General features: G+C 62.2%; 20 protein-coding genes. 11 read left to right on the top strand and 9 right to left on the bottom strand.

The window, feature by feature from the left end; all coding sequences use genetic code 11:
- Positions 1-26 precede the first annotated feature (26 nt).
- Both ASB58_RS08185 and ASB58_RS08190 read right to left on the bottom strand, forming a co-directional pair.
- On the bottom strand, positions 27-743 hold the full coding sequence (locus ASB58_RS08185) for a glutamine amidotransferase-related protein (protein WP_118130047.1): 717 nt from the start codon (positions 741-743) through the stop codon (positions 27-29).
- 15 nt (positions 744-758) lie between these two features.
- Positions 759-1,745 (bottom strand): Lnb N-terminal periplasmic domain-containing protein, encoded by a 987-nt coding sequence (locus tag ASB58_RS08190; protein ID WP_118130048.1) that lies wholly within the window; start codon positions 1,743-1,745, stop codon positions 759-761.
- A 166-nt stretch (positions 1,746-1,911) separates the two neighbouring features.
- Between ASB58_RS08190 and ASB58_RS08195 the strand changes: the two genes are divergently transcribed.
- The 4 genes from ASB58_RS08195 (at position 1,912) to ASB58_RS08210 (ending at position 8,325) form a co-directional block, all read left to right on the top strand.
- On the top strand, positions 1,912-2,886 hold the full coding sequence (locus tag ASB58_RS08195; RefSeq protein ID WP_118130049.1) for a hypothetical protein: 975 nt from the start codon (positions 1,912-1,914) through the stop codon (positions 2,884-2,886).
- 405 nt (positions 2,887-3,291) lie between these two features.
- Positions 3,292-5,457 carry a sensor histidine kinase gene (locus tag ASB58_RS08200; protein WP_181977894.1) on the top strand — a complete coding sequence of 722 codons (2,166 nt, stop codon included), beginning with the start codon at positions 3,292-3,294 and terminating at the stop codon, positions 5,455-5,457.
- Complete coding sequence (locus ASB58_RS08205; protein WP_118130051.1) at positions 5,454-5,885, top strand: response regulator; 432 nt, start codon at positions 5,454-5,456, stop codon at positions 5,883-5,885. The genes ASB58_RS08200 and ASB58_RS08205 overlap by 4 nt, the downstream gene beginning before the upstream one ends.
- Before the next feature lie 13 nt (positions 5,886-5,898).
- Positions 5,899-8,325 carry an EAL domain-containing protein gene (locus ASB58_RS08210; RefSeq protein WP_118130052.1) on the top strand — a complete coding sequence of 809 codons (2,427 nt, stop codon included), beginning with the start codon at positions 5,899-5,901 and terminating at the stop codon, positions 8,323-8,325.
- Positions 8,326-8,337: 12 nt separating this feature from the next.
- On the opposite strand, the gene ASB58_RS20030 is transcribed toward ASB58_RS08210, so the two are convergent.
- Positions 8,338-8,499: a hypothetical protein gene (locus ASB58_RS20030; protein ID WP_165771295.1), complete on the bottom strand. Its 162-nt coding sequence runs from the start codon at positions 8,497-8,499 to the stop codon at positions 8,338-8,340.
- Between the two features lie 251 nt (positions 8,500-8,750).
- On the opposite strand from ASB58_RS20030, the gene ASB58_RS08215 reads away from it, so the two are divergent.
- The 4 genes from ASB58_RS08215 to ASB58_RS08230 are packed head-to-tail and all read left to right on the top strand — an operon-like array spanning position 8,751 to position 12,047.
- Positions 8,751-9,353 carry a PepSY-associated TM helix domain-containing protein gene (locus ASB58_RS08215; RefSeq protein WP_118130053.1) on the top strand — a complete coding sequence of 201 codons (603 nt, stop codon included), beginning with the start codon at positions 8,751-8,753 and terminating at the stop codon, positions 9,351-9,353.
- Between the two features lie 14 nt (positions 9,354-9,367).
- Positions 9,368-9,877: a DUF2271 domain-containing protein gene (locus ASB58_RS08220; protein ID WP_118130054.1), complete on the top strand. Its 510-nt coding sequence runs from the start codon at positions 9,368-9,370 to the stop codon at positions 9,875-9,877.
- Positions 9,878-9,894: 17 nt separating this feature from the next.
- Positions 9,895-10,749 (top strand): DUF4198 domain-containing protein, encoded by an 855-nt coding sequence (locus ASB58_RS08225; protein WP_118130055.1) that lies wholly within the window; start codon positions 9,895-9,897, stop codon positions 10,747-10,749.
- A complete protein-coding gene (locus ASB58_RS08230; RefSeq protein WP_118130056.1) occupies positions 10,749-12,047 on the top strand; it encodes an NADPH cytochrome P450 oxidoreductase family protein in 1,299 nt (432 codons plus the stop codon). Before ASB58_RS08225 ends, ASB58_RS08230 begins: the two co-directional genes overlap by 1 nt.
- Before the next feature lie 121 nt (positions 12,048-12,168).
- Here the strand turns inward: ASB58_RS08230 and ASB58_RS08235 are convergent, their stop codons facing one another.
- Both ASB58_RS08235 and ASB58_RS08240 read right to left on the bottom strand, forming a co-directional pair.
- Complete coding sequence (locus ASB58_RS08235; protein WP_118130057.1) at positions 12,169-14,295, bottom strand: TonB-dependent receptor family protein; 2,127 nt, start codon at positions 14,293-14,295, stop codon at positions 12,169-12,171.
- Positions 14,296-14,510: 215 nt separating this feature from the next.
- Positions 14,511-16,592, bottom strand: coding sequence for a TonB-dependent receptor (locus ASB58_RS08240; RefSeq protein ID WP_118130058.1), 2,082 nt, complete (start codon positions 16,590-16,592; stop codon positions 14,511-14,513).
- Between the two features lie 203 nt (positions 16,593-16,795).
- Between ASB58_RS08240 and ASB58_RS08245 the strand changes: the two genes are divergently transcribed.
- Together ASB58_RS08245 and ASB58_RS08250 are read left to right on the top strand one after the other, a co-directional pair.
- The gene (locus tag ASB58_RS08245) at positions 16,796-17,893 is read left to right on the top strand and encodes a helix-turn-helix domain-containing protein (protein ID WP_181977895.1); all 1,098 of its coding nucleotides are present in this window, start codon (positions 16,796-16,798) and stop codon (positions 17,891-17,893) included.
- Positions 17,829-19,151, top strand: a complete 1,323-nt coding sequence (locus ASB58_RS08250) for an amidohydrolase (RefSeq protein ID WP_118130060.1) — start codon at positions 17,829-17,831, stop codon at positions 19,149-19,151. The genes ASB58_RS08245 and ASB58_RS08250 overlap by 65 nt, the downstream gene beginning before the upstream one ends.
- Positions 19,152-19,334: 183 nt before the next feature.
- Here the strand turns inward: ASB58_RS08250 and ASB58_RS08255 are convergent, their stop codons facing one another.
- From ASB58_RS08255 to ASB58_RS08270, 4 genes are all read right to left on the bottom strand, one after another.
- Positions 19,335-20,285 (bottom strand): pyridoxamine 5'-phosphate oxidase family protein, encoded by a 951-nt coding sequence (locus ASB58_RS08255; protein WP_118130061.1) that lies wholly within the window; start codon positions 20,283-20,285, stop codon positions 19,335-19,337.
- Between the two features lie 33 nt (positions 20,286-20,318).
- Positions 20,319-20,948, bottom strand: a complete 630-nt coding sequence (locus tag ASB58_RS08260; protein WP_096005368.1) for a glutathione S-transferase family protein — start codon at positions 20,946-20,948, stop codon at positions 20,319-20,321.
- Between the two features lie 136 nt (positions 20,949-21,084).
- The gene (locus tag ASB58_RS08265) at positions 21,085-21,990 is read right to left on the bottom strand and encodes a LysR family transcriptional regulator (RefSeq protein ID WP_118130062.1); all 906 of its coding nucleotides are present in this window, start codon (positions 21,988-21,990) and stop codon (positions 21,085-21,087) included.
- Positions 21,990-22,904: a LysR family transcriptional regulator gene (locus ASB58_RS08270; protein WP_118130063.1), complete on the bottom strand. Its 915-nt coding sequence runs from the start codon at positions 22,902-22,904 to the stop codon at positions 21,990-21,992. Before ASB58_RS08270 ends, ASB58_RS08265 begins: the two co-directional genes overlap by 1 nt.
- A gap of 172 nt (positions 22,905-23,076) precedes the next feature.
- Here ASB58_RS08270 and ASB58_RS08275 point away from each other — a divergent pair, with 172 nt between their 5' ends.
- Positions 23,077-23,577, top strand: a complete 501-nt coding sequence (locus ASB58_RS08275; RefSeq protein WP_118130064.1) for a YHS domain-containing (seleno)protein — start codon at positions 23,077-23,079, stop codon at positions 23,575-23,577.
- The last annotated feature ends 38 nt before the right edge of the window (positions 23,578-23,615 follow it).

The following is a 23,615-nucleotide window of genomic DNA, read 5'->3' on the forward strand; positions in this document are numbered from 1 at the left end:
AAAGCAGGATACGCCGCTACTGCGGCTCAGGCAAAGCCTGCGCCGCGCTGCAGGAAGTTGACGATCCAGTCGAACATCAGATCACTGTCCAGCTCCGCGTGCAGCGACGCCTTGCCGGCACGAACCCGGGCTGGCGGGATGCTGTGTGAGCGCATGTCCATCAGGTCGCGGGAGTAGGCCTTTTCAAACTCCGGGTGCCCCTGCACGCTGAGGAAGCAGTCACCGTACTGCAGCAGATAATGCGGGCAGAAGTCACTGCTGGCGATCACCTGGGCCTGGGCTGGCAGGTCGATGACCTGGTCCTGGTGGCTGACAATCAGGTCAAGCTTGTCCTGTGCCGGCTGCATCCAGGGCTGTGGTTCAATCACCTGGTTGAACGACACGCCCACGCCCCAGCCGCGCTCCGACTTCTGCACGTTGCCGCCCATAGCACGCGCCATCAGCTGGTGGCCGAAACAGACACCCACCAACGGCTTTTCCTCCGCCCAGAGGCTGCGCACGAAGCCTTCCAGCTCACGAATCCAGTCAAGATCGTCGTACACGCCATGCTTGCTACCGGTGGTCAGATAGACGTCGCACTCGTGCACATCGGCAGGCAACTCGCCGCGATGCGCCTGGTATACGCGATAGTGCATCTGCGGCAGGCGCTTGCGCAGCGCCTGTTCAAACATCTGCGGATAATTGCCATGCGCGCCCAGCAGCTCATCGGCGACATCATCACATTGCAACAGCCCTACTTTCATACCCTTCCACCTGCCTCAGTCATTTTCACAGCCCGGCACCCCTTGACGGATACGCCGGGAAAACGGCACATCGCTACCCTCATCCCGCGCCCGCTCGGTAATGCGACCCCGCTGGCGCAGCTCTGCCAGCGACAACCCCTTCTGCAGCCCGCCCTGGGCGTACACATAACTGTCCAGGTAGCCGCTGAGCAGCAAGCGAATGTCACTGCGCAGGTCCGGGCGAATACGCTGCATCAACGCGAACACCACATTGGTGCAGTTGGCCCGCACCGTGTGATAGAAGCGCGGACGTACCGCCAGACGATTGGCCGTCTCTACGTAACCCAGCAGCAACTGGCGGCCGGCGGCCGGCGACAGCCGGGTGCGATACAAAAACATGTCTTCGCCACGATGATTGCTGCGCACCTTGACGATATCGGTCTCATCGCTGGCGACGATGTTCAGTTCAAAGTGCTTGAAGAACCCGGCGATGGCCGAGTATTCCTGATCACGCACACGACGGATTTCGACCGACCAGCTCAGGTAACGGCCGTCGGTAAAACCAAAGGAGATCAGCATGTGGGCAATGGACCGGTGCCCCCAGAACGAGGTCAGCATATCTACCGAGCGTAAGGCTGACAGCGAGTACTCGCGGCTCTCCCAGCAGATCTGATAGTCCGTGGCGCTGCGCCAGTCAAAACAGCGCACGCGCTGCAGGCGCAGGCTGTCACCGTCCACCACGCCGGTAGTGGTATAGGCCATGTCGTCAGCCCAATCGCAGTTGCCCTTGGGCATAACACCCCGCCACCACAGCAGCAATGGCGCAAAACCGGCGAGGAAACACAGGCCCGCGCGCAAGGGCTCATCCCGCATGGCGAGCACCACAACCAGAGACATCAGCAACAGCCAGAGAGCAAGAGGAAGATAACGCAGGGCAAGGCGACGGGGACGGTGATACCAGAGCGCCGGCAGCGCCCACAGCGACACCAGCAGCACCACCAATACCTGCAAACACAACAGCATGACGCCTCCTCAACGGACCGCCGTTGAATACAGCGTTTCCACCAAGGCGCAGTCTACACGCTTGCACGCCGGGTGCCATCCACCAGACGGGCTATACTGCGGCTATGGGGCAAGGGGCTGGATTGCAGCCCTGCGGGGCTTACTTCCCGCTGAGGAGCCAGACAACATGAGCAGAGTCCATCTTGCCGTACTGTTGTTACCCGCCATCGCCTGCGCGCAAACCGTGCCCATTGACGACACCGACCTCGCACCCTGGGCCGTTGAGACCATCACACCGGTGCACGACCGCGTCACCCGCTGGGTCGACAGCACTGCGCGCAACCTCGACGGTTTCTTTGGCACGCTGGACAGCGACCAGGTAGAGAACGAGTCCTACCTGCGCCTGAGCAGCGACTTTGACTGGGCCGAATCTGAAGATTTTGAGATAGACCCCGGCATTCGTTTCAAGCTCGACCTGCCGACCACCCGCGAGCGCCTGCGCCTGATCATCGAGAGCGACCCGGAAGAGTCCCGCGGCACCCTGGGCGAGCAAGGCGCTGAACCCCTGCGCCCGCAAAATGACAGCCTGAGCAACACGGTCGTGGGTCTCGCCGGCCTGGGTAACGAGGACCCGTCGACGGGCTGGAAAACCCGCCTGGGTGCCGGCGTTAAAGTCCGCTGGCCGCTCAACCCGTATGCCCGCGCCAGCGCCGAACGGCTGTGGCAACTGGGCGATACCCCCTGGCAGCTGTCCAACTACAACCGTGCGTCCTGGTTTGAGGACGACGGCTATTCCGCACGCACGCAATGGGATATCGGCCGCCCGCTGGACAGCACACGACACCTGCGCTTTATCAGCCAACTGCAATGGCAAGAGGACTACGACACCCTGGAGTTCTCTCAGAGCGCGCAGATCAACCAGGTACTGGGCCATCGCAGCGCCATCCGCTATGCCGGCGTGATGGTCGGTGACAGCGCCTCCCATCCACGGATCAATGACTACTATCTGCTCGCCGACTACCGCCGTGACGTGCATCGGCAAATGCTGTACGTGGACATCGTGCCCGAGCTGCATTTCCCACGTGAATCGGACTTTCAACCGCGTTGGGCAATCAATCTGCGTATCGAAATGCTGTTTAGGGGGCAGCTGTCGCGCTACTAGGGTCTGTTGCCGTTTCGTTCGCCCGCCTGTTGCAGCCTGTAAAGCAGCCAATCAAGGAGCGAGGAGCGTAGGTTGTTCAACGCATCCCTGCGTTTCACCCCTGCGAGGCTGGCGCGCAAAAACGCTCCCGGCGTTTTTGTGGTCAGTCCACGTGAGCGACGCCAAGTGGTGGCTTTACAGGCGCAACCTCGGCGGCCCCACCCGGAGGGCCGGGGCCATTTTTCGGCCATGCTGCGTCGTCGGTCGCTTATGTAGAGCGACTAGACTGCACTCCCTCCGCCTTGCCTGGCCGGAAAATGGCCTCCGGCAGGCGGATGAACCAAACGGCAACAGACCCAAGGGAAGCATAAACTGCCGCAGCACCTATACTGCCGCGTAGGAATGGAAGCTGAAGGAACAACAACCATGACGCCAGGTACGCAGCACGGCAAAACCTTGCTTCTGTACTTTCTCGCGATCTGGCTGCCACCCGCGCTGCTGATTGCCATCGTCACCGCCTTGCTGGTCAACGATCAGCGCAAGCAGGCGATGCAGGCAGCCGTCATGGAGCAGCAAGCCGAGGTACAAACCGCAGAGAAAATACTCAGCGAACGCCTGTCCGGCGTACAGACTGACATTGTCTACCTGGCAGATCAGTTGCAACAGCTAGACTCGATACCCCAGACCACAGGATTGTTCGACACTTTTCAACGCCACCACCGGCAGTACTACCAGATCCGTCTGATCGACGCGGCAGGCCAGGAACGCGTCCGGGTCGAGTGGCGCGAGGACCACCCCCAGGCCCTGCCCCGGCAGGCACTGCAGGACAAAAGCTATCGATACTATGTACAGCAAGGCTTGCAACTGCCGCTTGGCAGCGTCTACCTGTCACCCTTTGACCTGAACGTCGAGCATGGCCAGGTCGAGACGCCACTTCGCCCCACCATTCGCGTTGTTACCAGGACCGGCAGCAACCACAGTCTGCCTGGCGCGCTAGTGGTTATAAACTATGACGGTCAGGGGCTGCTGGACGCCCTGGGCCGGCTGCAGGCACCCAGCGGCGCCGCGTTGTGGCTGGTCAACAGCAATGGCTACTGGCTCCACTCCGATCAGCCCGAGCAGACCTGGGGCTTCATGTTGCCAGAACGCAGTGAAGCCAGCCTGTCCCGGCAGCACGTACGACTATGGAGCCAAATGATCCGCCCGGATGCGGAGCAAACGCTGATCACCGATCAGGCAACGTACTACTTTGAACGCCTGGAACTGGCCGGCGCACAACAAGCCCCGGGCGAGAACACGCTGGGCCCCCTGTACCTTGTCTCACAGCTTACCCGGCAACAAGTCGACAGCGCGCACTCAGTCAACGCCGGCGCCTTCTGGCAGGCGGCGGCATTGGTGATGCTGCTGTTTGCCCTGCTGGCCGCGCTGCTGGCGCGCTCGATTGCTCAGCGCCGCGCCAGTGAAACACGACTCGGCCGGAGTGAGTCGTTGTTTCGGGCAATGATTGAAGCCGCGCCGGACGCAATCATCATTACCGATGCCGAGGGCACCATCACGCTGCTCAACGAGCAGGCCGTGGCGATGTTCGACTACACCCAGGATGAGCTGCTCGGGCAGAAGGTAGAGGTGCTGATACCCGCCGAGGCCGCCACACGTCATGTGGCCCACCGCGAAGGCTACGCTCGCGCGGCACAGCCCAGACCCATGGGCATGGGATTGAGCCTGAGCGGTAGACGCAAGGACGGCAGCCAGTTGCCGGTCGAAATCAGCCTCAGCCCCATCAACACCGCCGAGGCCCGGCTGATTTTCTGCGCCGTGCGCGACGCCACCGAGCGCCGCGCCACCGAACGCCAGATTCGCCGCCTGAACGAAGGCTTGGAGCGCCAGAATACGGAGCTGCAAGCGGTCAACAACGAGCTGGAAGCCTTCAGCTACTCCGTCTCCCATGACTTGCGCGCGCCGCTCAGGGCCATCGACGGCTTCAGCAAGATACTGCAGAGCAGCCTTGAGGGCAGTCTCAGCGAGCGCGACAGCGACTACTTCAACCGTATCCGCAAAGCCGCGCAGAACATGAGCAAGCTGATCGACGACCTGCTCACCCTGGCGCGTGTCACCCGCGCTGACGTCAAGCTGGCCAGCCTTAACCTCAGCCGTCTGGCCACCGCCGTCGCGGATCGCCTGCTGGAGAACCAGCCCGAGCGCAATGTTACCCTGCAGATAGCGCCTGACATAAAGGTGCTGGCCGACCCCGCGCTGCTGCAGGTTGCCATGGAGAACCTGTTGGGCAACGCCTTCAAGTTCACCTCCACCAAGGAAAAGGCCCTTATCGAGATTGGCTGCATGAGCAAGGATGGCGAGACGGTGGTTTTCGTCCGTGACAACGGTGTCGGCTTTGATATGAACTATGCTGACAAATTGTTCACCCCGTTCCAGCGCTTGCACAGCGCCAGCGAATTTCCCGGCACGGGCATCGGCCTGGCCTCGATCAAACGGGTCATGAGCAAACTCGGCGGCCGTATCTGGGCCGAATCCAGCGTCGGCGAGGGCGCCACCTTCTATCTCCAATTCGCCCGTATCGGAGCAGAGCAATGAACACACAGAGTATCCTGCTCGTCGAAGATAACCCGGACGATATCGCCCTGATGCTGCACGCCCTGAGCGACAACCAGATCGCCAACCCCGTGGTGGTTGTCGAGGATGGCGAGCAGGCCCTGCAAACCCTGTTCGGCGCAGCCGGACAAGCAGAACGTGGCGTCCCTGCGCTCATTCTGCTGGACCTCAACCTGCCCAAGCGCAATGGCCTGGAGGTACTGCGCGAGCTGCGCAACCACCCGAACACCCGTCTGGTGCCGGTGGTAATACTGACCTCCTCGCTGGAGCCCAGCGACCGCCTGAACGCCTATCAGGCCGGCGCCAACAGCTATTTGCGCAAGCCAGTGGACTTCGACGAGTTTGTTCATGTGGCACAGCAGGTCGGCAGCTACTGGCTCCGCCTCAACCAGCCAGCAGTGGACAACTGAACGGAGCGACACCATGAGTCCGGACGACCAAAGCAACCACTGGAATGTCCTCATGCTGGAGGACAACGAAGACGACGCGCTGCTGATCATCAACCACCTTGAGACCCACGGGTGCGACATCAGCTGGACGCGTATCGAGACCGAGCCTGATCTGCGCAAACATCTGGCAAACGACGAATGGGATGTCGTGCTGTCAGACTACAGCATGCCCCTGTTCGACGGCGTCAGTGCGCTGCGGGTGGTCCGCGAACTGGACCCGGACATGCCCTTCGTCTTTGTATCCGGCACCCTCGGAGAAAAGGCTGCCGTTGCTGCCATCAAGGGCGGCGCCCAGGACTACGTGGTCAAGCATGATCTCAACCGCCTGGCGCCAGTTGTCGAACGCGCCATCGCCGAGCAGGCGCTGCAAAAAAGGCATCGGCTGGCCCAGGATGTGCTGCGCAAGCTGTCACAGGCGGTCGAGCAGGCCGCCGACAGCATATTTATCACCAATCGCCAGGGCGAGTTCGAGTACGTCAACCCCGCCTTCGAGAAGATGACCGGCTACCGGGCAGAAGCGGTTGCCGGGCGCACGCCGTCGGTACTCAAGGCGACGCAGCAGAACCCAGCCGCCTACTCCGAACTGTGGGAAACCGTGTTGGGCAAGCAGACCTACCGCGGCACCCTGGTCAACCGCAAGCACGATGGCGCAACCTTCTATGAAGAAAAAGTCATCACGCCGCTGGTTAACCAGGCAGGGCAAATCACCCACTTTGTCTCGACCGGTCGTGACATCAGCGACCGGGTCAAGGCCGACGAGGACCGCGCGCGTCTCAATGCCATTCTCGAGGCAACTACCGACATCGTCGCCATTGCCGATGCCACCGGCGCCGTGATCTATGTGAACAAGGCCGGTCACAGCCTGCTGGCCGAGATCAAACCGGACAGCAGCGCGACCCAGGCGGCCGGTGAACTGATCGGCAACGCACTCGGACAGGCCGAAAAGCACGGCGTCTGGGAGCGCGAGTCGGTACTGTCGGGCGGTGACGGACAGACCATATACCTGCACCAGGTGATCATGTCGCACCGTGATCAGAACGGGAACATCGCCTACTTTTCCACCATTGCCCGCAACATCAGTGAGCGCAAGCAGTTCGAGGCAGAGTTACAGCATCAGGCCACTCACGACGTGCTGACCGGCCTGGCCAACCGCGTATTGCTGGCCGAGCAACTGCAAACCGAGATGAATCGCTCGCAACGGCGCAACAGCGTGACCGCGGTGGTGTTCCTGGACATGGACAATTTCAAGCGGGTCAACGACAGCCTGGGACACGGCATCGGGGATCAGTTGCTGCAACAGGTCAGTGTGCGACTGGGCCGACACATCCGGCCTAACGATATTCTCGCCCGCTACGGCGGCGACGAATTTGTCATTGTTGCCAGCGACCTGGAGAACGCCGATGCCATTACCGCCATCTTGGACAAACTGAACCGCGCCTTCGAACACCCCGTTCACGTCGCCAGACAGGATATCTTTGTCAGTTTCAGCGCCGGTATCGCCGTGTACCCGGATGACGGCGGTGACGCAGACACCCTGCTGCGCAACGCCGACTCGGCCATGTATCAGAGCAAGGCCGATGGTGGTCGCGCCTTTCGCTTCTATGCCCCGGCGATGAACGAGCGCCAGCAACGCTTGCTGGCCATGGAGTCAGAGTTGCATCGGGCGCTGGCGCGTAACGAGTTTGTTGTGTATTACCAGCCGCAGGCCGAGCTGGCCAGCGGCCAGGTGACGGGTGCCGAGGCACTCATCCGCTGGCGGCACCCGCAGCGTGGGCTGGTGCCGCCAGACGAGTTCATTCCGTTGCTGGAAGAAACTGGCCTGATCAATGAGGTGGGGCTATGGGTGTTGCGGCGCGCGTGCCTTGACATGACAACCTATACCCAGACCCACGGCCTGTGCCCTCGCGTCTCGGTAAACCTGTCGGCCCGGCAGTTCGCCTCTGGCGAGCTGGTGCAACAGGTCGCACAAGTGCTGGAGGAAACCGGCTTCCCGCCGGACCGGCTGGAGCTGGAAATAACCGAGCAAATTCTGATCAGCGACTTGCAGGCATCCAAGGCTATCCTCGGGGCGCTGCACGATATGGGTGTGAGCGTGGCGATTGACGACTTTGGCACCGGCTACTGTTCGCTGGCCTATCTCAAACGCCTGCCACTGCATGTATTGAAAATAGACCGCACCTTCGTCGCGGGCCTGCCGGCCGACCACAACGACCTGGCCATCGTGGAGGCGATCATCCTGCTTGCGCACAAGCTGGATCTGCAGGTGGTTGCCGAGGGCGTAGAAACCCTCGGGCAACTCGAGACCCTGCGCTCACTGGGCTGCGACATGGTACAGGGGTACTACCTCGGCAAGCCCGCACCACTGCAAGCTCTGGCAGAGACAGGCGCTTTGGCGCACTGAGCGCCTGGGCACTCAGTCGTCGTCGCGCAGCGTACGGCACACCTCGCCAGCGTCCAGCTCGTTCAATTCTTCGCTTTCAATCGGGCCTTCCCACTGATCATGCGGCGGGTCCAATTCCGGCAATGGCAGGTGCGGCATGTTGTTTTCACCCGGATGTTTCTGATCAAACGACATGACAATCTCCTGTTAGGGGTTCACAGCCTTAGTCAAGCAGAGCGCCGGGCAGGTTCAAGCCGATTGGACGAGCGGCACGTCAGGGCCTGGCCAGCAGCCACCCCCGCCCAACCCACAGGACCTTGGGCAGACGACGAGCACAACAGCAACAATCCTGACGGAAATTTGCACAAACTTTACAATTGAGAAGCTTTCTCAAATGCTGCATAACCGCTAGGCTAGCGCCTTCGTTTTTTTACGTATGCGGCATCATGAAATTACCTTTTCGTTTCGGCACCCTGCGCCAGTGGCACTGGATCAGCTCAGCCATCTGCCTGGCTGCCCTGCTGCTGTTTTCCGTGACTGGCATAACGCTCAACCATGCGCACCAGATAGAGTCCCGGGCCAAGGTCACGGAAATCGAAGCGACCCTGCCTGCCCCGCTGCAGGCCCATTTGCAGCGCCGTCCGCCGGAGGACGGCAGTCTTCCGACCGAGCTGGCCGGCTGGCTGGAGCAAACCCTGCCGATCAAGCTGGCCGGCACCACCCCGGAGTGGGATGGCGGTGAGCTGTACATGGGCTTTCCGCGCCCCGGTGGCGACGCCTGGCTGAGCCTGGATCTGGACAGCGGCGAGTTGCTGTTTGAAGACAGCGACCGGGGCTGGATCGCCTATCTGAATGACCTGCACAAGGGCCGGCACACGTCCGTTGCCTGGAGCTGGTTTATCGATCTGACCGCCGTGGCCTGTCTGCTGTTTGCCCTGACCGGACTGATCCTGCTGTACCGCCAGGCCAGCCACCGCCGCACCACCTGGCCGCTCACCACACTGGGGCTGCTTGTCCCGATACTGATTCTGCTACTGAGCATGCATTGAGAAAGGAGACCACAATGAAACCGCACCTGGCCTTTGCCCTGAGTGCCCTGCTGGGCAGCAGTGCTCTGCAGGCCGCCGAGGCACAACTCACCGTGCAGATTCCACGTCTGGATGTCGCCGAATACCACCGCCCCTACGTCGCCATCTGGCTGGAAAACGACGCCGGTCATGTCGCCGACCTGACCGTCTGGTACGACACCGAACTGCGGGATGATGAAGGCGAGAAATGGCTGAAGGACCTGCGCCAATGGTGGCGGCGCAGTGGCCGTGGGCTGGACCTGCCTATCGACGGTATCAGCGCCGCGACTCGCCCGCCCGGTAGCCATGACCTTGCGCTGCAAGACCTGCCGGCTTTCAAGGAACTGGCCCCCGGCGACTACGAGCTGGTGGTTGAAGCAGCTCGCGAAGTGGGCGGCCGTGAACTGCTGAAGGTGCCTTTCAGCTGGCCCGTCACCAGCGCTGCCGACCTCCAGACCCAAGGCAGCCGCGAGCTGGGCCAGGTTCGCCTGCAACTGACTCCCTGAATAACAAGGACACAACCATGAAACTGCTCAAACGACTCTCTGTACTGGCGGTTGCCGCCACCCTACCGCTGACCGCCGATGCCCACCGCGCCTGGATGGTGCCGTCTTCCACGGTGTTGTCTGGCGAAGCACCCTGGGTCACCGTGGATGCTGCCGCCGGCAATGGCATTTTCTACTTCGACCACTTCCCGATGATGCTGGAGGGCGTTGGTACACCGCCAGCCAACAGCAATCGCCAACCCGCCCCGCTCACCATCACCGCCCCCGATGGCAGCGAGGTTGAACCGCAAAACGGCCACCTGGGCCGCCTGCGCAGCAGCTTTGATCTGCAGCTGGAGCAGAAAGGCACCTACAAGATCGCTATCGCCAACAGCGGCCGGGTCATGGGCATGTACGAGCTTAACGGCGAGCGCAAGCGGGTCATGGGCAGCCTGGATGAGATCGTCAAGCAGATTCCGGCGGACGCCGAGAAGGTCAATATCATTCGCAGCGACTCGCGCATGGAGCTGTTTGTCACCTCCGGCAACCCGACCGAAGAGGTGCTGAAGGCAACCGGCCAGGGGCTGGAGCTGCAACCCGTGACACACCCCAATGACCTCTACGCCGACGAGGCCGCCGAATTCGTCTTTCTGCTCGATGGCCAACCGGCGCCCGGGCTGGAAATCGCCCTGATCCCGGCCGGCTCCCGCTACCGCGACAGCGAGCAAGCCCGCGACCTGACCACCGACGCCGACGGCAAGGTCAGCATTGAATGGGGGCAGGCTGGCCTGTTCTGGCTGGAAGCCGAATACAAGCAGACCGAAGGTCTGGAAGCGCCGGTAACCCAGCGCCGCGCCAGTTACAGCACCACCTTTGAAGTGCTTGCACCCTGATGAGCAGCACCGCCTGGGCGCTGGCGGCCAGCCTGCTCTGGCTGGCCGCCACCTGCTACTGGCTGCGCCCGTTGTGGCGCCGCCAACAGACCACTGGCGAGCACCAGACCCTGGTGGTCTGGGCCAGCCAGACCGGTCAGGCTGAACGCCTGGGCAGACAGGCGCTGCACGCACTACAAGCCGCCGGCCAGTCGGCCGCGGGCTTGCCGCTGGGGCGTTTAACCCCAGCCCATCTTCTTGCCTGTCGACAGCTCTGGCTGGTGGCAAGCACCTACGGCGACGGCCAGGCGCCAGACAGCGCGCAGGCCTTTGAACATCGCCTGATGCCGCAAGGCCCAGCGTTACCGGAACTGAGTTTCGCTTTGCTCGGGCTGGGCGACAGCCAATACCCGCATTTCTGCGCCTTCGCCAAACGGCTGGAAAGCTGGCTGCGCGACAAAGGCGCCCAGCCCTTGCAGGACAGTATCTACCTGGATAATCAGGACCCGGACGGCCTGGTGCGCTGGCGCGCCAGCCTGGCCCAGCACACCGGCCTGCACGAACTGCCGGAGGATGACGAGCAACCATGGCAGCCCGTGACCCTGCTCAGCCGCCGCGCGCTGAACCCCGGCAGTCCGGGGCTCACCGCCTGGCACCTGAGCTTGCAGGCTGATGCTCTGGGACGCTGGCAGGCTGGCGATCTGCTGGAGTTGCAGCACGCCGGGCAGCGCCGCCTGTATTCGATTGCCAATCAGGGCGATAACAGGCAGGTGGAGCTGCTGGTCCGCCATGTCATGAAAGACGATGGCAGCCAGGGGCTGATGTCCGGCTGGCTGTGCCAGCAGGCAGCCCCCGGCAGCCTGGTCGAGGCGCGGGTGCATCATAATCCGTCATTCGCGCTACCCGACCGTCGCGCACCGGTCATTCTGATTGGCAGCGGCACGGGGCTGGCCGGCCTACGTGCTCTGCTGCAAGAACAGCTGCAGCGCGGGCAACCCGCCTGGCTGTTGTTTGGTGAACGCAGCCCGGAGCATGACTGCTGGCTGGCCAATGAACTGGATCACCTGCCAGCTGAACAGCTGTTGGTACAGCGCTGCTTCTCACGTGCGCCGACATCCGCTGCAGCGGGTTACGTACAGGACCTGCTGCGCGAGCAACCAGAACGCCTGCATGACTGGATCGATCGCGGCGCCAGCATTCGCGTCTGCGGCAGCATGGCCATGGGTCAGGCGGTAGACAGCGTGCTGCAGGGGTTGCTGGGCGCCAGCGCCATCAAACAGATGGCGGCTGACGGCCGCTACCGTCGCGATATCTACTAAGGAAGCGCCAATTAATTCCACACGCCCTCTGCGGGTGCTCAAGCGTGCAGCAGCCCGGCCGGATGCGGCCCAGCCTGAACGCCCGAGGGCATGCGGAATCAATCAGTACTTCCCTAACCACTCAGAGCCAATTCCAGGAAAGCCCGGCGTACACACCAAAACCTTCACCGGGCGTCAGGCGCGCGGCTTCTGCTCCGTTGTCGTTGTAGCCTGGGGTCACGGTCGCGGCGTAGTGCTCGTCAGTCAGGTTGCGCAGGTCCAACCAGGTCTGCCAGTCGCCCTTGGGCGCATCGTAGCCCAGGGTAGCGCCAAAAATCGTGTAGCTATCGGCATTCCAGGAGTTGGCGTAATCCACCGGCACTTTAGACGCATACTGGGTATTCAGCCCCACATAGATACCCGCCGGATGCTGATAGCGCAGCTCACCCTGGTAGTAATGGCGCGGCAGCCCCGGCAGCGCATTGCTGCCAAAGGTGTCGTCATCACGGTAGTGGAAATCACTGAAGGTATACGCCTGACGCAGCGCCAGCGCGCCCAGTTCGTCACCCTGCCACAACGTGCTGCTCAGACCCGCCTCGATACCCTGATGCACAGTGGCGCTGGCATTGGACTCGGCAAAGATGTTCGGTTCAATTTCGACCGTCAGCAGTTCATGGTTGACCCGCGAGTAATACCAGGCCAGGTCCCACACACCAACGACCGAATCCCCCCGCGCGCCGACCTCAAAGGTCGTCGCAGTCTGGTTATCCAGACTGACCGGCGTACTTTGGCGATTGCTCCAGGGCTGATTGCTGACCGGGAAGCGGGTTGGCGAGCCCCAGATCATCGACCACGGGTGCGGCGGCTCGACTGAACGAGACAGGTTGCCATATACCTCGGTACCGGACTCCAGCTGATAACGCAGGCCCAAACGCGGCGCGTAGTCCCAGGTGCCCTCATCCAGACGCTCATTGGTCTCCGGCCAGGTGACCTCGACCTCGCGTTGGGTGTAGATCAGTGCCAGTCCGCTGCTCAGCCACAGGCGTGGGGCCAGCTCCAGCTGGTTACTGATATGCAGCACGTTATCCGAGCCCTGATGCTCATATTTGCGCATCAGCGTGCCAACCGGGTAGACCGTGCCATTGGCGTTAAGCGGCTGGTAGGCGGTTTCCTTCGAATCGCTGCTGGGCAAATTGGTGGTTGTCCGCCAGCCGACAGTGGTGTTTGAGTTCAGTCCGAACAGCTGGTGCTCACGCTTATAGTTGAGCGTGGCGCTGATGTCGCTGTAGTCCACTCGGATGCGGTACGGGCTTTCCATCAGGTCCATCGGGTAATGGTGGTAGACCAGCCCCATCTCCAGCGTGCTGACGTCGTCCAGACGCAATGTGGTCTTGTTGGCCAGCCAGGTGCTGCCCGGCTGCTCGCGCTTGGCGTCGCGGGCAATGTTGGCCGGGTTGGCCTGGGTCGGGTCGTCGTCGATCTGCGACTGGGTCAAACGCCCCGGGCTCTGGTGTTCGGTCTCGCGATAACGCAGGTAGAAACGGGTTTCCAGATCCGGAGTCAGCTGCAGGCCGACGTTGGCGACCACACCCTTGCCACTGCCGGCGGCGTGATCCTGCTGGCCGTCGTAGTGCAGGTCGGTGATACCCACGTAATAATCCAGATCACCGATTACCTGACCGGATGCGATATGGCGCTTTAGGTAACCGTCGCTGCCCGCCTCCATGCGCAGCTGCAGACGCGGCGCATCAAAACCGCTGCGGGTGATGTAATCGACCGCCCCGCCCAGTGCCAGCGCACCGCGCTCAAAACCGTTGGCACCACGCAGCACCTCCGCGCGACTGAGCCACAGCGGCTCCAGCAGCTCATAGGGCGTACCGCCCGAACCGGTCAGCGGCAGGCCATCGAGCAAAATGTGATTACCGGAGGCATGGGCACCCGGCCCACGGTTGATGCCGGAACCACGGATGCTGATCTTCACGCCCTCGTTGCCGGGGGACTGGGCATACACGCCCGGCTGATAAGCCAGCACATCAGCGACGCCAGCGACCCGCCCCTGCTCAACCTGCTGCATATCAACCAGATTGGTACCGCCCGGCACCTCGTTCAGCGCCTCACGAGCCTTGGCGACCTCATCGTACTTCTGCCCCGCAACCGTAATCGCGTCCAGTTGGGCAACCTCATCGGCCTGGGCGAACGCGGGTGATGCCATCAGACAGGCAAGAAACAACGGCGCCAGACGTTCCGGCGGGGAGATCAGGTTGGACATGCAGTGACTCCGGCAACAGACAGGGAAAATGCGAACGGCGCATTTTACTGGTTTCCCCCGCCCGAACAACCAAGCGCCAATGCCGTACAGCGAACGTATGGTCAAGGGCAATTCGGGTGCCGATTGGTGACGGCGGCGGTGCCGCCACCTGGGGTGCATGCCATTATTCGCAAGGCGACCTTCCACGACTACGACAGCACGGCTCCCAAGCCTGATCAGAAGCTGTAACGCGCCGCCATCCCCAGCGTCATCGGCGCACCCACATCAAGCAGGTTGTCGCCCTGGTTGTTGGTGATGTAACGCTCGTCGAACAGGTTGCGCACATAACCACTGACCGTCAGATCGCCTATCGGATATTCCGCATTCAGATTAACCAGCACCACGCTGTCGTTGTGGCGCTCGCCGGTCACCTCACGCGCCGCGTTGGTGTTGAAGTTGGAAATGCTCTTGCCCTGGTAGACCGTATCCACACCCAGCATCAGCCCATTGCCGAAGGTGTAGTTGGCGCCGAGGTTAGCCATGGTCTTGGGCGCGAAGACAAACTCGCGGCCGCTGAGGTCGACGCCGTCGCGGACAAAGTCCTCGTACTTGGTGTCGTTGTAGGCAAATCCCGCGTTGAGCAGCCACTGGGCGTTGAGCAGATACTCGGCCGACAGCTCCAGGCCGATCATACGGCTGCTGGCCGCGTTGGCCACCTGCACGGTGTTGTCACTGAGGTTGAGGAAGGACACCTGCTGGTCCTTCCAGTCGGTGTGATAAAGATTGGCGCTGGTGCGCAGACGGCGATCCAGCCAGCTGGCGCGCCAGGCCAGTTCAAAGGTGCTGGTGAACTCGGGGTCGTAGCTGTCATGCGCTGCCCGGGTGCGGACGTTGACACCGCCGCTGCGATAACCGCGTTGCCATGTCAGGCCAATCAGCTGGGTGTCGGACAGGTCATGGCTGATGCCGATCTTGGGCAGCAAGACACTGGAGCTGAGCTTTTCATCAGCCACCGGGTCGGTGGCAATCCCCAAGGCATCTACCGGGTAGACGATCTCGGTGTGGTTCTTCTCATGGTCCCACCGCAGGCCGGAGATCAGCTCCCAGTCCTCGACGAAGCGCCAGTTCACTTCGGTGAACAGCGCCTGACTGTTGATGGTGGTATCGCCCTGCTGATCAAGCAGCACGGTACCGTTGTTGACCAGTTGGTCGTCGATCTTGCCGCTGGAGCGTCCCAGATACAGGCCGACCAGTCCATCCAGTTGATCGGACGAGTAGCCCAAACGCAGCTCCTGGCTGGCCAGGCTTTGTTCGTGGTGGCGCGGTGATGTCTGAGTGACGGTCGGCAGCCGGTCAAAATCCAGTACCGAGTGATACTCGGACCAGGTGCCTGAGGTGACGCTGGTCAGCACCAGGCTGTCGGACAGGTCGTAGTCCAGTCGGGCCGTTGCGGTGGTCTGCTCCAGCGTGTTGTGGGTCTCGGTATTTTCGTAAAGCTTGAAATAGTCCGGCTTGCCGGCCGTCGCAGCCACGGCGTTAACGCCACTGCGCTGCTCGGTGCGCGCCAGCGTCAGCAGCAGCTCGGCCTCATCTGACGGCAGAATCAGCAACTTGCCGCGCACATTGCTGGTGCGCAGCAGGTTGGCGTCCTTGTTCAGCGTGGCATTGTCGATGTAACCGTCCTGGGTCTGGTAATCAACGGCGATACGGCCGGCCATTACGCCATCAACCAGCGCGCCATTGGCCATCGCGGACGCGCCCTGCTCGCCGTACTTGCCGACGTTGCCGCGCACGGCGAACTCCGGATCAAAATGCGGATTGCGCGTCTGCATGACGATGGCACCGGCCAGCGAGTTGCGCCCCTGCGTGGTGGACTGCGCCCCACGGTAGATCTCTATCTGCTCCACATCCCACAGCGGCAGCGGGTTAAGTGTCAGCAGCCGGTTTACTTGAAGGGCGTCGTCCACATACACCGAGACGGCGCCGTTCATCGCCGCCGGGCCTTGATCGTCAAAGCCGGTGACCGGAATACCGCGGATGCCCCAGTTCTCGTTGCCCGACTGGGCATACACACCGGGCGTGCGCTCAAACACGCTCTGCAGGTCAACGTCGCCGTGATCGCGCAAATCGTCAGCCGTCACCACCGCGACACTGGAGAGCGTGCGCTCGGCGGTACGCTCTATCTTCTCGCCGGTAACCACGATCGAGTCCAGATACAGAGTCTGCACCTGCTCGTCATCAGCTGCAGCAGCTGACGTCGCCGTGATTGCGCCCAAGGTAACCGCTACCGCCAGGCTGGTACGTGTGAACTGCTTCATCCGCGCATGACTCCTTTCCTGAACATGACTGGCGATACGGCCAATTCGATGGGTGCAAAATATTATCGATTGCAATCGTATTTGCAAGATTTACTTGCTGGCCGCCCGCCGCCAGCACACCCAGGATGGCGCGATCTGCACTTGTTCACCGGGATCGCGCTAGCGACACTGGGCGCTGTCCATCGCGCCCAGGTCTCCCCCTCATGCCGCAGCCAGCGCCGTCCGCCTCCGCCGAGCACTTCGAAAAGGTCCTCAAGGGTCTGCGTGCCTGTGTGCCGAGCGATCCGCTGGAGGCCGCGCTAGTACGCCATCAGCTGCGCGGCATGTCTGCCAGAGAGCGGGTTCCGCTGGTAGCAATCCGGCAGTTGGTAGAGGAGCTGGCCCAGCAGCAGCAAGACCCATGGCTGCTGGTACGCGCGTTCAGTCATCTGGATTATTCGGCTGCGTTTTTGGCGACAACCTACCTGGGCAACGCGCGCACCCTGCGCGATGCTATCCAGCTGAGCCAGCGCTATCTGGACCAGAACAGTGATCTCACCACCCTGACGCTTGAGCAAAGCGGGCCGTTGGCGAGCATCATCGTCACCCCCAATGCCCAGGTGAGTGCGAGCGATCAGCAATTGGTTGCCATGCTGTATGGCGTGCTGCGCACGTGCCAGGGGCTCGGTTTACAGCAGGCGTCGGCCGGCATCGCCGCCATGCCGGAGCAGGCGCTTGCAGCATGCCGCCAGCTGCTGCGCATACCAGTCACGCGGCTGGACGGTGCCCTGCGGGTGGAGCTGCACTTTCCGGCGCTGGAGCTGGCGCGCGCACTGAACGCCAAACAGCCAAACATCGCGCGACTGGCCAGACGAGAGCGCCAACTGATTCGCAACCGCGCCAACCACCGTTGGAGTGAATCCGTTCAGCTGCTGCTCGGCGCGCTGTTGCCACGAGGCGAAACGCGCCTGTCGCGCTGCGCCAGTCTGCTGGCCGTGGCGCCCCGCACACTGCAACGACACCTGAGCGCAGAGCAGCAACCGTTCAACGAGCTGCTCAGCACCGTTCGCCGGCAACTCTGCCTGGAGTACCTGCGCGACGGGCATCGCGACGACACCCTGGCGTTGCTGCTGGGCTACCGCCAAACCAGCCAGTTTTACCGTCAGTTTCGTCTGTGGTTCGGCTGCTCTCCGAGCCAACTGCGCACCCGCCTTGCACCTGAAACACTCACAACAACCACAACAAGAGGACGCATCCATGCGCCGCCGCACCCTGCTCCCTACCCTGCTCCTGCCCTTGGCTCTCACCGCGAACGCTGCTGAGGACACGCTCGACGAACGCCTGGCCCGCAGCGCCGAGGCAATCCAGCCAAAAGCCATCGCCTGGCGCCACGACATCCACCAGCATCCTGAGTTGGGTAATCAGGAGCACCGCACTGCTGCGCTGGTCGCCGAACACTTGCGCCATTTGGGGATGGAGGTAGAAACCGGCGTTGGCACCACTGGCGTCGTCGGCTTGTTGAAAGGCGGTAGACCCGGCCCGGTTGTCGCCCTGCGCGCCGACATGGATGCCCTACCCGTACTGGAGGCCACCGGCCTGCCCTTCGCGTCCCAAGTCCGTCAACAGTACCAGGGCGAAGAGCGTCCGGTGATGCACGCCTGTGGCCACGACGCCCACGTCGCCATCCTGATGGCTACCGCCGAGGTGCTGGCGGGCCTGAAGGACGAGCTCCCGGGGAGCGTGAAATTTATCTTCCAGCCTGCCGAGGAAGGTCCCAGCGACTACGTCTACGATGGCCAACGGCACTTTGGCGCGCGGCAGCTGGTTGAGGCCGGCGTGATGGAGAACCCAGACGTTGCTGCGGTGTTTGGCCTGCACGTGACTGCCTCCATGCCGACCGGGCTGATCGGTTATCGCAGTGGGCCGGTGATGGCCAGTTCGGGTGATCTGCATATCCGCGTGCAGGGCAAACAGACCCACGGTGCCCAGCCCTGGGACGGGGTCGACCCGATCGTTACCAGCGCCCAGATCATCAACGGCTTGCAGACCATCGTCAGTCGACAGACCAACATCATGCCGGCACCGGCTGTGGTCACCATCGGCACCATCAACGGCGGCAGCCGTCACAACATCATTCCGGATGAAGTCGTCATGACCGGTACCGTGCGCACCTTCGGCGACCAGGTGCAGCAGCAGGTCAACGAGCGAATAGAGCGCACTGCCAGGGGCATTGCCGAGGCTGCGGGTGCCAGCGCCGATGTAAGGATCGTGGATAACTACCTCACCACCACCAACCACCCGACGCTGACCGAGCAAATGGTGCCGACCCTGCAGCGGGCGGCGCATGAACGCGTGGTGGTTTCACCGATGGTGACGGGCTCAGAGGACTTTTCCTACTACGCCAATGAAGCGCCGGGCCTGTTCGTGTTTCTCGGGGTGACCCCGATGGCCCGGATGGGCAAGGCAGCGCCCAATCATGCTCCAGGCTTCATCATCGACGATGCCGCCCTGCTGACCGGCGTCAGAACACTGAGCATGCTGGCCAGCGATTACCTGCAGCAGGCCCGCTCTGCGGAGTGAACGGCAACGTCCCGGCACCGCGCTCGCGGCGCCGGGCAAAGTGACGACGCGTATCGCCTGATCGAATGGCCTCCGCTTGATGTACAACACAGAACCAGCGGCCAGGGTCTGTTGCCGTTTCGTTCGCCTTGCCTGGCCGAAAAATGGCCTCCGGCAGGCGGATGAACGAAACGGCAACAGGCCCTAACCCTTCGGCCAGATCCCGGTCCGCTTCAACGCCGGAGAGAAGGTCTCAAACTCCCAGCGCAGACGCGACCCGCCTGGTCGCCAGACCGCCTGTTCAACCTGCAGATGCCACAGGTGCTCGACACCCTCGAAACCGCCTGCATCAGGTATGTCCCACTCAAGCTCCACGCTGCCAGAGACCTGCAACAGGTCACCGCTGGCAAAGTCGACAAACAACAGTCCCGCACGCGGGTTAAGCAACAGGTTGCCAAGCGTGTTGAAGAAGCGATTGCCGGAAAATTCCGGCATGGTGAGGCGGTTGCCTTGCACTTTTACGAAACCGGGCCAGCCGCCGCGATGGGACACGTCAACAGCAGGTTCGCGTCCCTCCTGCGGGACGCAACTGGCAACAAAACAGGTATCGGCCAAAGCGATCAGCGCCCGCATCTGCTCGGTCAGGATCGCCGAGTGGACGGCTGGTGAGCCGCCTGCAGACGGCCCGACAGCGGCGGTAAGCTGGCGCTGTTGAATAAACTGCGGACAGTTGCCGAAAGCCTGCGTTACCTGCACGCTCATGCCGGCGTGGTCGATCGCGTCAACGCGTCCGGACAGGCGATTGCGCCGACGCGTCTGCAGATCGATACCCAGCAGACCCAGTGTACGGGTTTGCGCCACAGCAACCGCGCACGGATCCTGTTCACTGAACAACGCGTCCAGTCGCAGCACGGAGGGATCAGGAGACCAGGCAAACCCTGGCTCACCTTCCAGCAGGCCAGCCCAGAGATCGCCCTGCGTCGATACCGTACCCGCCACCACAAAGCGCAGCAGCGGATAGAACGCCCGATGCTGCTCGGGTAGCACCGGGCTCAGTACGCGCGGGCCCACTTCAGCCATGCGCGCGGCCACGCCGAGGCGGCGCTGCAGTTCCCGCTCACCCGCGTGCCATACAGACTGTTCAGGCTTGCTCATGAGGCCGCCCTCCCCACGTGACCAGCAACGCCCTTACGCACTCTGCAGCCCCACCGCCGATCGCGCCATCGGCACAAACCCCGGCAGATCTTCAATCTGCGCCAACCAGGCTTGCACGCGCGGATAGTGGGTGAGCGACACGTTGCCCTCGGGTGCATGGGCTACATAGCTGTACAGCGCGATATCGGCGATGGTGACCTGCTCGCCGGCGAGATAGCGGCTGGCAGTCAGCGTGCTCTCCAGCAAACGCAGCAGCTCATGCGCGGCAGTGATGGTGCTCGGCGCATCGAAGGGGGCGCCAAACAGCGTAATCAGGCGCGCCCGCGCAGGCCCGGCTGCCAACTCACCGGCAGCAACCGACAACCAGCGCTGCACGCGCGCCGCCCCGACAGCATCACATGGCAACCAGCGATCAGTCGGGTCGTACTGGCTGGCCAGGTAAACCAGAATAGCGTTCGAGTCGCTCAGCACCGCGCCGCGATCTTCGATCACCGGCACCTGGCCAAAGCTGTTGAGAGCCAAAAAGGCCGGCTGCTTGTGCGCACCAGCGGCAAGGTCGACGAAGACGGTTTCGTAGGGAAGGTTCAACAGCGACAGCATCAACTCGACGCGATGCGCGTGACCAGACAACGGATAGCGATAAAACGTGATCGAATGTGACATGGAAGACTCCAATAATAGCGTGATGCACAACGGGTAAATGCGCCTGCCGCAGATGCCCTAGGGAGTCTTATCTTGATACCCCACACGGATGTGCGGAATAACCACAAACTGCAATCCTTTATTGCGATTTATGAAATTAGCTGCCGTTCAGCGCCGGGTGAACCCGCAAACGCGCAACCGCAAGGTCAACAAAGCTGCGCACCCGCGCAGCAGCCCGGCGCCCCTCGCGGTAGACCACATGGACCGGCAGCACCGGCAGTGCGAAGTCCTGCAGCACCGGTTGCAATCGTCCCTGCGCCAGCGACTCGTGCACCTGATAGCTCATGCAGCGCACCAGCCCGGCGCCCCGCTCGGCGGCGGCAATCGCCGCATGATTAGTCGCGCAACTCAAGCGCGGCAACAGGGCATAACGCTTGACGCTACCTTGCTGGACAAACTGCCACTCCGGCGTGCGCGAGTCGGCGGATGAATGCACGATCTGATGATCAATCAATTGCTCGGGGTGCGACGGCACTCCATGCCGAGCAAGATACGCCGGGCTGGCGCAGATAATCCGCCTGACCTCACCCACCTTGGCGGCGAACAGGGTTGAGTCAGGCAACGCGCCAACCTGAATCGCGACCTCAATACCTTCTTCATGCAGGTTGGGTACCCGATCCTGATAGACACCAAACACCTCAACCCGCGGATGCGCCTGCAGATACTCCAGCAGGATGGGCGTCATCAACGACTGGCCAAACAGCAGCGGCATGGATAGCTGCAGCCGCCCTTGCGGAGAGGTGTGCAAACCGCTGGCCGAGCGATCAGCATCGGACACCTCAGCCAGGATACGCCGGCAGTCCGCCAGAAACCGCTCGCCCGCCTCAGTAAGCCCCACACCCCGCGTGCTGCGCTGCAGCAGCTTGACGCCAAGGCGCTGCTCCAGCGCATCAATGGCGCGGGTGACGGTCGGTGGCGACAGAGACAAGCGGCGCGCGGCGGCGGCCAGGCTGAGCTCATCCGCGACGGCCTTGAATACGGTCATTTCCTGAAACCGGTCCATCAGCCGTTCTCCTTGCCCTGCAGGGCGCGGTCAGCTGCCAACTGGGCGACGCAGAAGTCGACAAATTCGCGCACCTTGGCAGGGATCCGACGGCCACCTTGATGCACAACATGAATCGGTAAGGGCTCAAGCTCAAAGTCTTCGAGCAACAGCTCCAGCGCGCCGCTCTGAACAGCCTCTGCGATCTGATACGACAGCACGCGCGTGATGCCCCAGCCCAGCTTGGCTGCGTTAATGGCCGCCTGGTTGGCCGTGACCACCAGACGAGGCTGGGGAATTACCTGAATACGGCCCTGCGGCCCGCTGAACTCCCACTCGGTCAGCAGCGAACTGCTGGCCGACATGACCACCGACGCGGCCTCCAGCTCACTCGGGTGAGACGGCCGCCCATGCCGTGCCAGATAACCTGGTGACGCGCAGACTACACGGCGAACCTCACCCACGCGGATGCAATTGAGGTTGCCGTCCGGCAGATCACCGATGCGCACCGCCACATCGATCCCCTCATCAAGCATGTTGACGACACGGTCAACCAGCAATGCCTTGATCTGCACCGCCGGATGATTGGCCAGATAGTCGACCATGACCGGCGTGACGAACAGCTCACCAAACAACACCGGCGCCGTGACCGTCAGCAGGCCGCGGGCCTGCGCGTGCACACCACCCGCCGACTCCTCGGCTTCGTCCAGCTCTGCCAGGATGCGACGGCAGTCCTCGACATAGCGCTGACCGGATTCGGTGACATGCACACTGCGCGTGGTACGCGCCAGCAGCAGGGTGCCGAGGCGTTGCTCCAGCGCAGCCACCGCCCGGGTGACACTGGGCGCAGACATGCCGAGCTTGCGCGCTGCCGAGGCAAAATTCTGCTCCTCCGCAACGGCCTGAAATATCTGCATTTCCTTGAATCTATCCATGTTCCGCTCCCGTCAGGTGCGGATCAGGTTAGACCAATAATTTCATTTTTAACAATAGTCACTTTCTAAATAAGGCTGTTCTTTGATTTTTTGAATGCACTTACAGTTCGAACCGTCGCTGCACAGCAGCACATAACACTGACTGAAATCGCATCAATCGAGGAGCTATACCATGAAACTGAAAAACGCTTTTATCGCCAGTTCGCTGGCCGTTGCCCTGGGCTTTGGCGGCGCGGCACTGCTGACGGCTACCAGTACCTACGCCTACGACGAAACCTCTACATCGGCGATCAACGTTGATGAGCATCGCGTCAACCTCAAGGGCTACGACACCGTGTCCTATTTCCAGGGCGCCCCGGCTGAGGGCAACAGCCGCTTTGCGGTCGAGCATGACGGCGCGCTGTACTACTTCGCCAACGCTGAAAACATGAAGACCTTCCAGGCCAACCCCACTGCCTATGTGCCGCAATACGGCGGTTACTGCGCGATGGGCGCGGCGCTGGGCAAGAAGCTGGATGTCGACCCGAGCCAGTACAAGGTGGTCGACGGCAAGCTCTACCTCAACGTCAACGCAGACGTGTTCCAGAAATGGGCTGAAGACGTACCGGGCAACATTGCCAAAGCCGACAGCAACTGGCCGCTGATCAAGGATCTGGCGCCGAATGCCCTGTAAACCGGCACTGCGGTGGCAGTCACGCTGCCACCGCGGCC

Origin of the sequence: Pseudomonas abyssi (genome assembly GCF_003444685.1) — a bacterium.
In the GTDB taxonomy this organism is placed as follows: Bacteria; Pseudomonadota; Gammaproteobacteria; order Pseudomonadales; family Pseudomonadaceae; genus Halopseudomonas; species Halopseudomonas abyssi.

Bases quoted from the DNA above. Each gene is read 5' to 3' on its own strand.
- ASB58_RS08185 (WP_118130047.1), bottom strand. From the start codon at position 743: ATGAAAGTAGGGCTGTTGCAATGTGATGATGTCGCCGATGAGCTGCTG.
- ASB58_RS08190 (WP_118130048.1), bottom strand. From the start codon at position 1,745: ATGCTGTTGTGTTTGCAGGTATTGGTGGTGCTGCTGGTGTCGCTGTGG.
- ASB58_RS08195 (WP_118130049.1), top strand. From the start codon at position 1,912: ATGAGCAGAGTCCATCTTGCCGTACTGTTGTTACCCGCCATCGCCTGC.
- ASB58_RS08200 (WP_181977894.1), top strand. From the start codon at position 3,292: ATGACGCCAGGTACGCAGCACGGCAAAACCTTGCTTCTGTACTTTCTC.
- ASB58_RS08205 (WP_118130051.1), top strand. From the start codon at position 5,454: ATGAACACACAGAGTATCCTGCTCGTCGAAGATAACCCGGACGATATC.
- ASB58_RS08210 (WP_118130052.1), top strand. From the start codon at position 5,899: ATGAGTCCGGACGACCAAAGCAACCACTGGAATGTCCTCATGCTGGAG.
- ASB58_RS20030 (WP_165771295.1), bottom strand. From the start codon at position 8,499: ATGTCGTTTGATCAGAAACATCCGGGTGAAAACAACATGCCGCACCTG.
- ASB58_RS08215 (WP_118130053.1), top strand. From the start codon at position 8,751: ATGAAATTACCTTTTCGTTTCGGCACCCTGCGCCAGTGGCACTGGATC.
- ASB58_RS08220 (WP_118130054.1), top strand. From the start codon at position 9,368: ATGAAACCGCACCTGGCCTTTGCCCTGAGTGCCCTGCTGGGCAGCAGT.
- ASB58_RS08225 (WP_118130055.1), top strand. From the start codon at position 9,895: ATGAAACTGCTCAAACGACTCTCTGTACTGGCGGTTGCCGCCACCCTA.
- ASB58_RS08230 (WP_118130056.1), top strand. From the start codon at position 10,749: ATGAGCAGCACCGCCTGGGCGCTGGCGGCCAGCCTGCTCTGGCTGGCC.
- ASB58_RS08235 (WP_118130057.1), bottom strand. From the start codon at position 14,295: ATGTCCAACCTGATCTCCCCGCCGGAACGTCTGGCGCCGTTGTTTCTT.
- ASB58_RS08240 (WP_118130058.1), bottom strand. From the start codon at position 16,592: ATGAAGCAGTTCACACGTACCAGCCTGGCGGTAGCGGTTACCTTGGGC.
- ASB58_RS08245 (WP_181977895.1), top strand. From the start codon at position 16,796: ATGCCGCAGCCAGCGCCGTCCGCCTCCGCCGAGCACTTCGAAAAGGTC.
- ASB58_RS08250 (WP_118130060.1), top strand. From the start codon at position 17,829: ATGCGCCGCCGCACCCTGCTCCCTACCCTGCTCCTGCCCTTGGCTCTC.
- ASB58_RS08255 (WP_118130061.1), bottom strand. From the start codon at position 20,285: ATGAGCAAGCCTGAACAGTCTGTATGGCACGCGGGTGAGCGGGAACTG.
- ASB58_RS08260 (WP_096005368.1), bottom strand. From the start codon at position 20,948: ATGTCACATTCGATCACGTTTTATCGCTATCCGTTGTCTGGTCACGCG.
- ASB58_RS08265 (WP_118130062.1), bottom strand. From the start codon at position 21,990: ATGGACCGGTTTCAGGAAATGACCGTATTCAAGGCCGTCGCGGATGAG.
- ASB58_RS08270 (WP_118130063.1), bottom strand. From the start codon at position 22,904: ATGGATAGATTCAAGGAAATGCAGATATTTCAGGCCGTTGCGGAGGAG.
- ASB58_RS08275 (WP_118130064.1), top strand. From the start codon at position 23,077: ATGAAACTGAAAAACGCTTTTATCGCCAGTTCGCTGGCCGTTGCCCTG.